The sequence below is a fragment of the Gottfriedia sp. NPDC057948 genome (genome assembly GCF_042887255.1).
Classification (GTDB): Bacteria; Bacillota; Bacilli; order Bacillales; family Bacillaceae_G; genus Gottfriedia.
In genome coordinates this window covers 16,123-30,742 of sequence record NZ_JBHVPN010000013.1, presented here as the reverse complement: position 1 = coordinate 30,742, position 14,620 = coordinate 16,123, and the positions used below count along the sequence as shown (strand labels likewise).

Sequence of the window (14,620 nt, the reverse complement as noted above, 5' to 3'; positions counted from 1 at the left end):
ACCTGTCGCTCCTGCTGGGCCTGTTGCTCCAACTGGGCCTGTTGCTCCTGCTGGGCCTGTCGCTCCGTCTGCTCCTGTTGCTCCCGCTGGACCTGTTGCTCCTGCTGGGCCTGTTGCTCCAACTGGGCCTGTTGCTCCTGCTGGGCCTGTCGCTCCGTCTGCTCCTGTTGCTCCCGCTGGACCTGTTGCGCCACTTTTCCCTCTTTTTCCTCTCTCTCCTTCTTCTCCTTCTTTACCTCTTTGTCCTCTAGGTCCCATTGGCCCCGTTGGCCCCGTTGGTCCTGTAGGAACTATATATCTAGACATTAAAAAATGCACCCCTATTTGTGTTAATTAAGATACATACCAATATATGAAAGATATTAGCATCAGATTGTGTTTGTCCCCAAACTTAATAGTTGTAATTTTAAATTGTCGATATTCAGAGAAAAGGCTATGGTTTTTCAATAAAACAAGCCAATTTCTTATACAACAAAACTGCCATTTTGTTCAATAAAAAACGAGCCAATTTTATGACTCGTTATCTTCAACATACGCATGCGTTAGCCATCCATGAATCCTCAGATTCACAACAGTGAATGGAAGTTTATACCGTACTCCCATGGTAGTTTAATAAGAATTACTTATTCTTCAGCTTTTTTGATATACGTGACTCGACAAAAACAAACCCAATTGAGACCCCGAAAGCTGTGGAAAATGCAGTCAAAATGTTTAAATCGTGTTTTAGAAAATGGTTAACAATTAAATTGCTAATGAATAAACCCAAAAAGAGAAAAAAAGAACTACGTATATATCGTTTCACAATTGTTTACCACCTAAAAATATTAGTTGTTAATACAAATGAAGTATACAACAAAGATTAAAATACTTCCTGCTTATGGAACTAAACTGCCATTTAGTTTAAGTGCAGTCTTTCACAATGTCATATATACTAACATGCTTTATTTCAAGTATTCATTTTTTTTTCATGTCTTACATCACAATTCAAACTGTTGATTCTTCAATATATGGCAAGGTAACGACATGAAAAGATTGAACGCATTTGAATTGGAAGAAACGCACTAGCCATCACTAATGCGTCTCTATATTTATTAATAGTAGAAATCTTCCACTGTACTAGTGTCTTCTTGAGATCCTTCTTCATAAACAATCTCTAAACTATCTGGAACGGTATCAAATCGTAATTCATTATCTCGATTGTAAATCTCAACATCTTCTATTTTATTCTGCTCTGAAACGAATTGCTTCTGGGTCATTCGCCATGCTTTTAATAATAATTCTCTACCAGCAGCACTATTACTTGTTCCATTTGTAATATATTCATGTATTTCCTTATCTTCCTGATTAGAAATAAAGAGGGTAATCTGAATTCTTTCTGTCTCTTGTTTTTTTCTCCCGCGTTTTCCCATTATACTTGCACCAAATCACTAAATTTTTTCACAGCCATATTATACATCCCAACTACATTACCAAATATTGGTGGCGCAAACTTAATACCGTCATGTGTCCATATCTGTGGTGTTATAATTTCTGTGTTCTTGTAATGATTTTTAATAAAAGGAGCGATTATTTCAGCTGGCCCTCCAACAACTTTTACTTTATCTTCTTTTTTCCATTTCTTAGACGTATCACCGATAATTCCTCTTGCTATTGCAAATGGGTTCGCTTCTCCATACTTACTCGTTAACATTCCATAGTCTGTTGTAAAGCTTTCTATATCTACAATTCTACCTCTAAGAATGCTGATTAAATTCACTGTCCCGCTTCCGACATCGATAATTCGAACAAGATCAGAGGTATAAGGTATTGCCTGGAATGCAGCAGCTCCTTCAGCTGCTACAATTACATCTTTTATCGTAAATTTCTTTAAGAGTCCATTAACTATTAGTTCATGTGTTCTAATTAATGCCTTTTTAATATCAGTCGCTTCTTCTTTCGTTAATGTATCATATGGATTTCCTACTGCTAAATACAATTCTTTTTCATTTGTATTACGATGGATGGCAAGTAGAATTCTCATCGTGGCATCAAAGTGATTTTTAGAACCGCCATACATATGACTACCGAACTCGGATTCTATTTTTGCTAATGTTCCTCCGAATCCCTTCATGCCCTGATATTCCCATTCCATGTCATCTGATCCGTGTTGTTCTTGTTGTGGTCTTTTGTGCCAATCGGATATAGCCGAACAAAACTTATCTAACTTACTACCATAACAAACCTTTACTTCGTTATTCCCAGCATCAATCGCAATAATTTGATTTAATCCATTAAAAGATGCAGTCATTTTAATATTCCTCCTCAGGATCCAGTTTATAAATCAATTCTTTTATTACTTTACCTAATCCAGATTCTTGGATATCTATCACAAAAGCAGATACAAGATACCCTATTAATTTCTCAACTGTATATTCATGTTCATGTATAATCTCAAGATCAGACAATGTAACTTCTAAACTATAAATATCATCATATTTAAATACGATTCTAGTACTCTGCAAGTTCGAAAAATAGGAATTTGGTAAACTATGAATCTTTGAAACTTCATTTTCTTGAATCCCTGAAATTTCAATAGAATGGTCCATATTTAAAATTCTTCTATATATTTCTTTTTTATTTGCTGTAGTGGTGATTTCTTCAATAAAATCTTGAACTAAAAATTCAATTAATTTATTAATAAACAATATTGCTCCAGTTTTCTGCCTAAATTCTCTGCATATAGTTGTTAAACGAGTAAGGTGCACTGATGGTATTTCAATATCAAGTGGAACACCTAATAATTTGTTCATGCTCCTAAAAAATGATTTTCCTTTACGATTACAACGATCATAATACAATAAATCAGCTTCGCTATAAGATTTTGGTATCATTTAAACGCCCCTTATATACAAAATGTTATTAAAAATATTTGTAGCTGCCTTTCGTTTGTTCATCATCCATTCTCCGGCATATCTACCTAGTGTCTCATTATCTTGTTTGCTTAGTTTCACATGAACCATGTAGTCAGTTACAGAGTATCTAAATTGCTGATAGTCATATCCTCTTCTAAACATTACATAAAATGCATTTGATACAAGTTCAGTCATACTAATATTTAATGCACTTGCTTTCTTAAATAAGTAATTGTAATTTGCTTCTGACACATAAATTTTCACATCCGTTTTTTTATCTGAACGAGTTTTCTTATTGGATCTTCTTTTTTTGTAGTTTTCATGATTAAAAATCGGATTAAGATTCATCCCCTCTCTCCTTCCTATTAATCTTTTAAAAATTTGCTCTTATTCCTGGGTCGGTCGGTTTTTTCTCTTAGAAATACCTCTCCCCTGCTAAATTCTGAGTAATGTTAAGTAATAATAAGTAATAATAAGTAATTGTGAGTAAAAATTAGTAATTCTTACTCTTTGCTAAAATGTATTAGTTAAGGAGCTTGTCTTATTCCGATTCGTAAGACTTTTTTTTATATTTTTGTACGGTTAACGAGTTCACAGCAATAAAAAAAGCACTTACTCCGTTGGTTTAACGGAAAGTAAGTGCTGAATTGGTGGTTGCCCTAATGCAATCCAGATTCTGATAAAGTTTTCTAAGCTTGGTAATCCCCCATTAAATAAGGCAGATACCGTACTTTTAGGTATTCCTGATTGGTCTACTACTTCTTTTTGTTTCTTTCTTTGCTTTTTTAAGATGTCAATGTACTTTGCTTCAATAATTAAGTCTTCTGTTTTTATAAGTGGCGATGGTTCAATTGCTGTCCATTGTAAATACATTTTTAAAGCTCCTAAAACCACATCATTTAATGTGGCCTCATATTCTTCCCCAATGAGATCGTTCTTCAAATTATAATAACCTATATGTTTGTTAAACTCCTTCATCATATCATCTGGTATATTAATGGTGACTTCCATGAATAATAACCTCCTTTTCTGTAAAGAATGAAAAATAAAAAGGTGAATTAGTATGATATATAAACTAAAAGAAAAAGAATTAGAAGAACGTATTCGCGAAACAATTGAAGAGGGAAGAAAGAAATAATTTGAGAGTATAAGAGTATAATCAAAAGCGTATCGAATTTAATGGATATTTAAATCTATTCATACGGTGCGCTTTTCATTTTAAAGATTTTGATTTTTTTTGTAATAAATTAAACCAGTTGCAGTAACCGGATTACTGTACATTTTTTATATCGACTTTTTCCAAACTCTCTCAAATTACTACTATTCGCTACCAAATTTTCACTTTCCTTTATTGAGTATTTTACTTGCCCTATATGTATAAATTTATTTATTGTTAATGAATGAAGCCCTTCACTTCTTTACGGTCTGAAAGTATTATTTTTCATTTGTAAACTCATATCAAAATCATACTTCATCTTTACTTTCTCTATCTCTATCCTGAATTTCTATCTATGAATTTTTATAAATCTGTTTATTTTAATTTTTATGACTTTGTTATTTAGATGTTTAATAATCAAACGTTTGTTTAAAAAGTATTTGTGACACAAATATGACCGATCTTCTCCGAATATATTTTTTAAAAATGGCTGTGTCAGCAGCCATATCGCAGGCTCGATGCCTGCTTTATCCAAAGAAAAGCGTATGCTTTTCTACCATGCGTAAAAATCATCCCCAGAATCGCTCTTCAGCTTATAAATTACTACTCAAATTTAATAAACAAAAGGGAGAAACATCCCCCTTTCTTTACATCTTCCCATGTTCTTTCAAGCTGTAATGATTTCCTTTATAACTAACAATGATATGGTCTAGTACTTCAATTCCGATGATTTTCCCGGCTTCGACAAGTCGTTTTGTGACTTCTATGTCTTCCCTACTCGGTGTGCTATCGCCGCTTGGGTGCTGATGACTGACTATTATAGAAGCTGCATTGTTTAAAATGGCGCATTTCATAACATCTCTTGGATGGACGACACTTGCGTTTAAACTTCCGACATGTGCCTTATGTAGTCCTACCACTTCATTTTTTGTATTCAGCATTAGTACAAGAAATACTTCTCTGTCTTCGTCTGCGATGAAAGAAGCCGCTAAATTTTGTGCTTCCTGTGGTGATGTAATTCGACCAAAGGCAAATGTTTCTGATACTTCCCTAATTTCTTGCTTAATTCGCACCACTTCAAAGATTGACGTTAATTCCATTTAAAACACTCCTTTTCCCTTGCTTTTTTGTTTTTTTCATCATTTTTTCTTTTGCCTGACGAAACGACTATGTCCCCAAAAGGGGATTATTTTTCCCCTTTTGCAAGGAGAACGAAAAACACGCATAGGCAATCGGTCAAGGGAAATAGCACAAAAAGTTTTTTGATGTTGCGAAAGCGTCGTTAATCAAAAAAGTTTTTTGCCCCTTGATCGATTGACTAGCCGACTTTCTTTCCTGCCGGAAAGGTTCGGGTGTCCTACCGGTGAGGAAAGTTAGTCGGCTTGTGCTGTTTTACGATTCGGAAGGCAAATGGGAAAAATCAACAATAAAAGCAGCCGTTTTTTCGGCTGCTCTCCTTTTTGTCTATTATTCTTTTAATCATTTAATCTTTGGAATTTCTTACTTTTCGGCTCGTTCGGGACGGCGGCTTGTCGTAAATGGAACAGGAACCTACGGAATGTAGGCGTAAGCCGTACAGTCTGTGGTTATCGATCCGTTTAGTGCCGAAGCGACACGTACGGAAATGACAGAAAGGATGCTTTTTCCTTACTGATCAGTCCGTAGTGCTGCCGTCCAAAGTACGCTCGGTATGTATTTAACCTAGATGTTTTAAAAAATAGTTTAATTGTTTCTTGAAACTTAGTTAGGTAAATTTAAACAGTATTCAAAATGGAAAAATGAAGTATCTAGTAACCAAAGACATCTTATAGTAAAATTAGCCTAGAAATTTAGGGTCCTACAAAAAAGTTGGCACCCGGAAACATTGGGGGATAATATAGTTGAATATGATAAAAGGCGAGTGGAGAAATATTTTCAGCCATCGCAAAACTGGATTAACATTGATAGCCATTCTTTTTGTACCGTTGCTCTATAGCAGCATTTTTCTATCCGCTTTTCGAAATCCTTATTCTAAAACGAGGAACCTTCCAATTGCAGTAGTAAATGAAGATCTGGGATCAACATTTGCTGGACAGAAATTGCAGTTGGGAAAAGACTTGGTTCATGATTTGAAACAGAACCACTCGTTTAAATGGACATTTACCAATCGTAAAGAAGCGTTTAAAGGATTAAAAAATGAAGATTATTACATGGTAGTCGAAATTCCAAATGATTTCTCTCAAAATGGTTCTACCTTGTTAGATGAACATCCTAGTAAAATGGGATTGAGATATTACACAAATCCAGGGAAAAACTATACTGCATCAACGATAGCAACCTCCGGAATGAGTAAAATCAATGAGAAAATCTCAAATTCTATCACAAAACAATATGTAGTCACATTATTTAATCGTATAAATAAAGTAAGCGATAATTTACAAAAAGCAAGTAATGGAGCTAATAAAATAGACCAGGCTGCATACAAAATTACAAATGCTTCAAAAACTCTACAAGACTATTTGCAGAGATTTGCTGCTGGTACCGTCTTATTGAAAGACGGCACGCAAAGAATTTACAATGGAACTCAGGAGTTTCAAACGGAAATTGGCCATCTGTCTAACGGCGTACAAACACTTAATAGTGGTATGGATCATTTAGATAATGGCTTGGGTGTTCTAAACAAGACTGGTGAAAATCTTGCTAAAGGTTCTAAAGAATTAGAACAAGGAGCTAATGATCTGAAAAGCAACTTACAGCAGGCATACCAAGGTACAATTAGATTTCAAGAAAAAATTGACCCACTATTGATCGCATTGGAGGGTGTAAATGAAAAACAGCCTGAAATGATTAGCCAACTGAACTCTTTACAACAAAATCTACAAGCTCAGAACCAACTAATAAATGAACAAAAAGAGCTGATCATTAAAAGCAAAAGTCTTTCAGAGCAAGAGAAACAACAGTTGCTTTCGAATTTGGATCATTTCATGTCTCCTTTCACTGCTGGAGCGCCCGTTGATATAGATCAAGGAATCACTGAATTCAAGTCTATGCTGTTAACCGTTTCACAAGGTTCACAGCAAGTTCAGAGTCAACTTGATCAGTTTATAGAAGGACAACGATCGATGTATGAAGGCACTAAAAAATTGGCAGAAGGGCAACATACCTTTAGTTCAAATCTGGGGACATTTAACAAAATGTTAGCCGAAGCACATAATGGTGCTAACAAATTAACGGATGGAACAAGTTCTGTTTCCGACAGTATTCTAAAAATGGACCATGCAAGCAATCAATATGCAAAAGGGATTGAAAAGCTTAACTCTAGTGCCAATCAATTAAGTGAAGGCTCTCAAAAACTTGCAGATGGTTCCGCGTCATTATATAAGGGAGCTTCCCATCTATCTGACGGAACAGGTCAATTACATTCTTCCTTACAATCCGGTGCTATAAAAACGAATGAACTAAAATTGAATGATAAAAATTACGACATGTTATCTAATCCAACAAAGTTGGAATCTCACAAAATCAGTGAGGTAAATGATTATGGAGCCGGCTTAATTCCTTATATTTTGGCGATAGGCTTGATGGCTAGTGCATTATTTTTCTCTTCTACCTATCAACTTAAGGAGACAACTTTAGAACCATCATCCGGGGCTTCTTGGTTTCTCAGTAAGCACAGTGTAGTTATTATGGTTGGGTTGGTTCAATCAATTCTAGCAGTAAGTATACTTATCCAAGGCATGGGCCTAGATGTTAAACATGCATGGGGCTTATATCTTTTTACCATTTTGACGAGTCTTACTTTCCTATCTTTGGTGCAAATGCTCTGTACCATATTTGGAAAAATCGGACAGATTCTTGGATTCATTATACTCTTATTACAAATTGGCGGCAGCTCAGGTATTTTCCCTATAGCTTTAGCACCCCCATTTTATCAACATATCCATGCGTTCCTTCCAATGACATACGCGATAAAAGGATTTAGGGATCTTATCTCGATTGGAAATGGTCTGCATGATGTTTGGAACCAAGCACTAATTTTAGCTTTGTTTGGATTAGTATTTAATGCTAGTACTTTCTTATTTTTTGTTCTTCAATTAAAAAATAAGAAAAGCATCCCAGCCACTTAAGTAAACCTTATATATATGAAAATGAATTAGCCCATTATTTCTTTATATAGGGGTCCTATCAACTAAAAGCTCTTATCTTACTAGTCATAACGAATGACTTTACAGTGTTCAATGTAAGGTCATTCGTTTTTTTGATTCTTTGAATCCTAGTTAACTATATTAGGTTTTATAGTATTTATAGTAAACACTATACAAAGCTAGTTTACATAATGGATTTTATCTTTACTTTAAAATGTAATAATTAACATTAATTTGGGCAAACTACTCAAGATACGAAATGTATCACTTTTAATACCTTGATACGTTACTGAAAAAACTCCTAGCCGACGATAGGAGTTTTTTCTCTTTTTGAAGCTGTATATGATATAGAGATCTAGTTTACATAAATACGCTTATCGGCAATTAAAAAAGACCCTTTTAGAAGAGCCTTTTTTTAAATTAACTAGGTAATTTATTAATACAGTGTTGTGAAATTATGGCTGTATTAGTATTTTTTTATTATTAATAACTTCATAGATACTTAAATTTTTTGCTGCTTTAAAATCAGCATAATACCATAATTTTAAATTATTGTATGTAACAATAGTAGCATCTGTATTTCCAACTATTATTTTATCTGCTTCAGGATTGGCGATAGTACCAAAATATAAATAGGGTTTTTTATCAGATGAAATTACAAAATTTTTTTCTTTTCCAGTTGAACGTAGTGAAATACCATTAACTTGTTTCCACTTATGATTATTTTTTTCTAAATATGCTATATGAAATAAGGATGTTTCTTTATCAAAATAAATAGAAATTTTACCTTGATGTACCGTTGTTTCGTATATATTATCCTTTAAATTAGAATTTGAAGAACAACTAGATAACATTAATAAAAAAAATAAAATAATGAATAGTTTTTTCAAAAATACTTCAGCTCCTATTATCGTTTTTTAGAGAGATAAAGATTTTAGATTACGAATATAAATGAAATGGGTAATTTTTAATTTTTTATATTGCTAAAAAATTTTAGGGGGGATTTTATTGAAGTTAGTTAAAATATTATTTTCTTTAATAGTTACACTCTCTTTTATTATTTACCTATAACTGTACAAAAGGGAATAGCAGAAACTGTTGATAAAACCGAAAAGAATGAACTAATGCTAGATCAGTTAGGGTTTACTAAGGAAGAAATAAAGAATTTAAAAAAACCAAATGAATTTGCAGATACAGAGTATAATTTTTCACATCAAGAAGTTAAAGATTTAAAATTAAAGAAAAAAGATATTATTCATTTAATTAATTTAGGGTTTACCAAAGAAAATATTGAGCACATAACATTAGAAGACTGGCTACATTTTAAAAATAAAGATGCTGAATTAGTGACTGTTAATACTTCCTATGCTTTAAGAAATGAAGAAACTGGGGATTTTATACCTACTACAAAAGAAGTTTTTGAACAACAAAAAGCGAAAAAAGAAAATACTGGTGAAGTTTCTACTCTTGCACTTTGTGACCCTAATGTTGGATGTACTGCACATAATTCAGGTAGTTCAATAAAGTTAACCGTTACAGTTGTTCGATCTGGTACGATTTATGCAATTAATTCTAGTTTTGAGTGGTCTTCTAACCCAGCTAATCTCTATAGAGATCTATTAAGTAGTGGTTACCATGATTATTTAACAATGGATTTCAGTTCTATTTATGGTAACTATGAAACTGATTATTATGATTTAAATACTAATACATTGAAACATACTACAAATACAGCATTGGGTGGGAAGAATGCTTCAAGCACAACTGGTTATACCCAATATATTGATTTACATTCTAACAGTTACCAACTTTCTACGGGACAATGGGTTACATCAAAATATCACGGTGGTTATACTTATGGAGAGTTTTACTGGAGTTCTGGTACAAGTGCATCAGCCTTTACATATTATACACATGTAAAGACTTCTTGGAACACATCATGGACTCTTAGCTATCCTTGGTCAGTTGGGGTAACTATAGATCAAACTACACAAGATCAAGTAATACCTGATGCTTCTGTTAGTTTCACTAAATAAATATTGTAATAAGTAATATACAATTCTTGGTTTTGTTATATTAAGGTTTTTAAAATAACTATGTAATTTTTACATAGTTATTTTTTGTATATTTGAACATCGTATACAGTTCTAGTTTACATAATGGACCTTATCGGCAATAACAAAAGGAACTTCCTTTAAGGAAGTTCCTTTTGTTATTGCTTCTTATTAAACTACCATGGGGGTTGCATAAGAAGGCATTTTCTATTGCAAATATTGATGATATATTCGTAAATCTTTTTAATCGGTAAAATAATGTGATTATTATTTTTAACATTATTTATTTGCAGATAGAAAAAGAGTAGCTCTTACAGATGGTAAGGCTACTTTCAATTTTAATTAATTTTATTATTCTCTATTAGCTACTCCGATAAATGTCTTTTTATTTAAAGAGACATATGCTGTAATATCGCCAAGAAGAGAATTTCCATCTACTTTAAAGGTAACCGCATATACTTTTTTATTAATGTATTTTTCATCAAATAGTCCATATTTCTTTTCAAGCTTAGTCTTTTTGACGGTTGCTTCCTTCCAATCTTCTGTAACTTCATTTTGTTGATCAACACTTAAACTTTCCCATGCAAATTTTTTAATGGAGGAATAATCATCATTATTATTAGCACTTATTGCATTTACACTAATAACTAACAAAATGATAAATAAGGCACAAACTGAAATAACTTTCCAAAGTTTACTCATATTACCCTCCCTATATTTTAAACTTTCTAAGAACGAGAAGATTAAATTAATCTTAAACATAAGATACTATATATTTTTGAATTGGTACACTTACTTTATTTTTGATTTAAACTCTTCTAAATTAAAAGTATCATTTTCTTCCCAATCATTTTCGATATTCTTCATACGTGAAACTTTTCCTGAATCTATTATGAATTTCCCTTGATAAGCCCCTAATGGAATATAGCCGCCTGTTAATTGAGGACCATTAAATTTATCTAAAAACAAATAAACTCTCTGACCATTAGTTAAAGTATCTACATTATTTAATTTTAGTTTAGTTTCTTTTAATTTTTTACCATTTTTTGAATTAGGTGAGAATGTGCCACCCGTTTCAATTACTTTGATCTGACCTTTTAAATCACCCTTTATACTATTTAAAATTTCAACAGTAGATATAGTAAAAGGTAGTTCTTCATAAACAATCGTTTCTTGAGAAAGTACCTTGCCTTCAACAATTAACTTTGAAGACTCTTTTAATTCTTTTAGGTTACTATATGAATCTCTTAGTTCTGCCGTCATTACAATAGACTTAGATTTACTGACTTTGGATTCTTCCTTATTTATATTATATTCATTAAAGGCCCATCCAGCAGATGTCCCTATTACAATTATGAATGACAGTAAAAGTTTATTCATAGTCTCACTCCTTTTAATATAAATTTTTAACACCATTAATATCATCAGATTCTACACTAGTGGTAGTTCTAGTACGATCTTTGTACATAATTGCATTTAAACTGGATGAATGTGCTAACCCAAGAGCATGACCAAATTCATGTTTTGCTGTAGCAGCAATTTTTATGTATAAAGCATACAAATCTAGTTTACATAATCATTCTTAACAGAAGTTGTAAAAAGGCCCACCCCTTGTGTACCAAGGGGTGGGCAATTCCGTTTTTTCTCACGATATACAGGTTTTTATACATCGTTGATCTAACAGGATTTTGGGGTACTCTTCTATCATAACATTTTCGTCATCTTTGTATAAAACCCTGCAATAATTTTTATTTGATAGTTTTATAGTTATTCTAGTTTCAATATAGAGATTAGGAGACACTTCTATCAAAAGAACTTCTCCTTGGCGTACAGACCGTGGTTATCGGTCCATTTAATACTGAAGCGACACATACGGAATTGACAGTAAGGTGATCTATTCCTTACTGATCAGTCCGTCGTGCTGCCACTAAAATAAGATTTTGATAAATATAATTTAGTAGAATGTTGATGTACTAGATATTTAGGTTACGCAGTATTCTTCATGTTTATACTTCCTTTTAGGCATTTTCAAAATTAGCAAAAATAAAGTGATAAAATTTCTATACCCATACAAATAGTAACAAAGTTCAACCGAAACAACTTGTAGAATGGAACAAGGTAAAATTATTGTCTTTAAAAGCATTTGAGGAGACTATTTGCAACGAAAGAATATAGTATAAATGATATGTTGTCATCTTTACTTTTAAAGTGTTGAAGTATTAAACAAATTTTTAATATAAAATTTAGCTATATCTAATTTAACTAAACTGACATCTATTGCAAGAAGAGGCAATAGAGATTACTTAATTAATTGTAAATGCATAGAACTTAGATATAATCTATACCGCTGGTTCTCATTTAAGAGCCAGCTTTCTATTTAAGTGTTTATATAGATTGATCTTATTAACCACTAATAGTACAAAGTCACCTAAAAATAGCTATCTTCTTGATATAACCATATCTGCTATTACCGATGATTGGTTTTTTTTGATATCCTTTAAAATAGCCTGTCATAGACGTTTCAACTGAATTTGGTTTACCGCTAGCTTTCATCAGAACCGAATACGTACCCTGTGTATTATGATATTCAATTGTGTTTGAGCCACTTGACGGGTTATCAGTTATATAAGTATTCCCATCAGCATCTTTCACAGTAACCTTGGCACCAAAATCGTTCGTAATATTCGCAAAACTTCCGCTAAGCAAGTTGCTCTGAAGCTTTCTGCAAACAAACCGCCTATTTGAAAATATAAAAAAAGGCTCTATTGAAAACTGGAGCCTTTTTGTCTAAAGCCTTTATTCTCTTTAAGTTTCCCTTGAAATAGGAGAATTAGTAATAAACTAAGCGGAATAATAATTTGAAGTGGTATGTGTAGTAAATAAGGAGCTAGTTTGCCAACTTCATTATGTAGTTCAAAAAAACTAGAAGCTAACCATGCTGTACTAGTAACAATAATAATTGCAATTGGATAGACTAACTGTTCATCTTTCTTTATATTAAATAAATCAGCAGCTCCAGATACTGCGCAATAAAAATAGATCACAATTTTTATATAATAACCACATACTGTAATCACTACAATAAAAGTATCCATTCTTTGGATAAACTCAGAAACATTGATATAACTAACTGATGTAAGAAGTGGAAAGATTGTTCTATTTGCTGCTGAAACACCTAAGATTGCTATATTCAATATCGCAAATAAAGTTAATGTAACCCCTGAAATTAAAAATGCGGGTATACCTACCTTTATTGCTGTCTCTCGTTTATTTAAAAATGGCATGATCATAGTAAATGCAAATATTTCACCAAATGGATTTGTGACTGTAATTGGAAAAGCTCCTTTTAGGACAGGTTTCCATCCATTTTCTAAAACTGGTCTTAAATTATTAATATCTATTAAATTAGAAATGATTTCGAGTCCTATAAAAAGAATAACTATAAGTACTGTTATCATAAAAATAAATTCGTTTGCACGGGCGAATGTTTCAAATCCTTTATAAAGTGCATAAATGGCTAAGATCATCATTAATATGACTATTGAAATTAGAGATGAAGAAGAATAAAGAGTAATTCTTAGTAAAGCTGCACTTTCACGTAAATGAAGTGCTGACATATAAATAAAATACAAAAGATAAACTAATGCTATTAGTTTCCCTACATATTTGCATACGGATTTGAATGGAAATTCGCTTCTGCAACAAAGTATTAATACCTATCAATCAAACCACTTTAGAGCTCAAAACAAGATTAATGGGATAACTCCAACTAGTGTAATGAAATCCGAATTTAATAATCCTCAGCACATAAGAGCCGGTAGTGATTTATTAAAAAATAGTAGTCTAAATTTATACAAGCGTATATAACGTAAAAGCAGGAAATCATTATTGATTTCCTGCTTTTACATTACACCTATTACTGTATGGCTATTTCTAGATACGATATAAATGACAAAGCACCCTTTTGGCTTATTCATAAGAAGTCCTTTCGTATATCTGACTTTTCTTTCACATTAAATACAATCTATAATCTGGTAATTTTTATGAGCTATAACTGTTCTGTTCCCTTCAAACTGCTTTTCCGTTTGATTATCGATTATATTTACAATAACAGAATTTTCATTGACCTTTTCAACGATCCCTTTAATTCCCTTCTTAAAAAATACATGTTCCCCCAATTCAGCTATCTTTCTTGTCTTGAATTTCATCTTTATCTCCCCAATCTTATACATGATTTTTCTTAGATTTACTACCGTTGTTAACGTTCGATATTTCCCACAAATATGGAAACGCTTACAACTTTATGTAGACAAACATTTTGATTCGCACTAGTGTAGCTAGATCCTTATGGAGTCAATATCGGTCTTTTTTATGATTCATACTTTAAACTTAAAA

The 14,620-nt window shown here is 32.5% G+C and carries 15 protein-coding genes and 1 pseudogene; 2 read left to right on the top strand and 14 right to left on the bottom strand.

The features are described from left to right. The 7 genes and pseudogenes from ACFVRR_RS17345 to ACFVRR_RS17315 all read right to left on the bottom strand — a co-directional run. Positions 1-306 (bottom strand): annotated as a pseudogene (locus ACFVRR_RS17345) (BclA C-terminal domain-containing protein); the annotation flags it as partial. Between the two features lie 785 nt (positions 307-1,091). Further along, positions 1,092-1,409 (bottom strand): hypothetical protein, encoded by a 318-nt coding sequence (locus tag ACFVRR_RS17340; protein WP_387331116.1) that lies wholly within the window; start codon positions 1,407-1,409, stop codon positions 1,092-1,094. Continuing rightward, the gene (locus ACFVRR_RS17335) at positions 1,409-2,287 is read right to left on the bottom strand and encodes a ParM/StbA family protein (protein WP_387331113.1); all 879 of its coding nucleotides are present in this window, start codon (positions 2,285-2,287) and stop codon (positions 1,409-1,411) included. The genes ACFVRR_RS17340 and ACFVRR_RS17335 overlap by 1 nt, the downstream gene beginning before the upstream one ends. Before the next feature lies 1 nt (position 2,288). Next, a complete protein-coding gene (locus ACFVRR_RS17330; protein WP_387331110.1) occupies positions 2,289-2,870 on the bottom strand; it encodes a hypothetical protein in 582 nt (193 codons plus the stop codon). Further along, positions 2,871-3,239 carry a hypothetical protein gene (locus tag ACFVRR_RS17325; protein WP_387331107.1) on the bottom strand — a complete coding sequence of 123 codons (369 nt, stop codon included), beginning with the start codon at positions 3,237-3,239 and terminating at the stop codon, positions 2,871-2,873. It lies immediately after the preceding gene. 264 nt (positions 3,240-3,503) lie between these two features. Next, positions 3,504-3,902, bottom strand: coding sequence for a helix-turn-helix domain-containing protein (locus tag ACFVRR_RS17320; protein ID WP_387331104.1), 399 nt, complete (start codon positions 3,900-3,902; stop codon positions 3,504-3,506). Between the two features lie 792 nt (positions 3,903-4,694). Continuing rightward, positions 4,695-5,147 (bottom strand): JAB domain-containing protein, encoded by a 453-nt coding sequence (locus ACFVRR_RS17315; protein ID WP_387331101.1) that lies wholly within the window; start codon positions 5,145-5,147, stop codon positions 4,695-4,697. A 786-nt stretch (positions 5,148-5,933) separates the two neighbouring features. On the opposite strand from ACFVRR_RS17315, the gene ACFVRR_RS17310 reads away from it, so the two are divergent. Next, the gene (locus ACFVRR_RS17310) at positions 5,934-8,153 is read left to right on the top strand and encodes a YhgE/Pip family protein (RefSeq protein WP_387331280.1); all 2,220 of its coding nucleotides are present in this window, start codon (positions 5,934-5,936) and stop codon (positions 8,151-8,153) included. Positions 8,154-8,626: 473 nt separating this feature from the next. On the opposite strand, the gene ACFVRR_RS17305 is transcribed toward ACFVRR_RS17310, so the two are convergent. Then, entirely contained in the window at positions 8,627-9,061 is a 435-nt protein-coding gene (locus ACFVRR_RS17305) for a hypothetical protein (protein WP_387331098.1), read from the bottom strand. A 234-nt stretch (positions 9,062-9,295) separates the two neighbouring features. Here ACFVRR_RS17305 and ACFVRR_RS17300 point away from each other — a divergent pair, with 234 nt between their 5' ends. Continuing rightward, positions 9,296-10,207, top strand: a complete 912-nt coding sequence (locus ACFVRR_RS17300; RefSeq protein WP_387331096.1) for a hypothetical protein — start codon at positions 9,296-9,298, stop codon at positions 10,205-10,207. A gap of 369 nt (positions 10,208-10,576) precedes the next feature. Here the strand turns inward: ACFVRR_RS17300 and ACFVRR_RS17295 are convergent, their stop codons facing one another. The 6 genes from ACFVRR_RS17295 to ACFVRR_RS17270 all read right to left on the bottom strand — a co-directional run bounded on the left by ACFVRR_RS17295 (position 10,577) and on the right by ACFVRR_RS17270 (position 14,433). Then, on the bottom strand, positions 10,577-10,927 hold the full coding sequence (locus ACFVRR_RS17295; protein WP_387331093.1) for a hypothetical protein: 351 nt from the start codon (positions 10,925-10,927) through the stop codon (positions 10,577-10,579). Positions 10,928-11,017: 90 nt separating this feature from the next. Next, entirely contained in the window at positions 11,018-11,605 is a 588-nt protein-coding gene (locus ACFVRR_RS17290) for a hypothetical protein (protein ID WP_387331090.1), read from the bottom strand. A gap of 13 nt (positions 11,606-11,618) precedes the next feature. Continuing rightward, positions 11,619-11,786, bottom strand: coding sequence for a matrixin family metalloprotease (locus ACFVRR_RS17285; RefSeq protein ID WP_387331087.1), 168 nt, complete (start codon positions 11,784-11,786; stop codon positions 11,619-11,621). Between the two features lie 863 nt (positions 11,787-12,649). Next, on the bottom strand, positions 12,650-12,931 hold the full coding sequence (locus ACFVRR_RS17280) for a hypothetical protein (protein ID WP_387331084.1): 282 nt from the start codon (positions 12,929-12,931) through the stop codon (positions 12,650-12,652). Positions 12,932-12,987: 56 nt separating this feature from the next. Further along, positions 12,988-13,935, bottom strand: a complete 948-nt coding sequence (locus ACFVRR_RS17275) for a GerAB/ArcD/ProY family transporter (RefSeq protein WP_387331278.1) — start codon at positions 13,933-13,935, stop codon at positions 12,988-12,990. Between the two features lie 303 nt (positions 13,936-14,238). Next, a complete protein-coding gene (locus ACFVRR_RS17270; protein WP_387331081.1) occupies positions 14,239-14,433 on the bottom strand; it encodes a DUF2187 family protein in 195 nt (64 codons plus the stop codon). Positions 14,434-14,620: the final 187 nt, after the last annotated feature.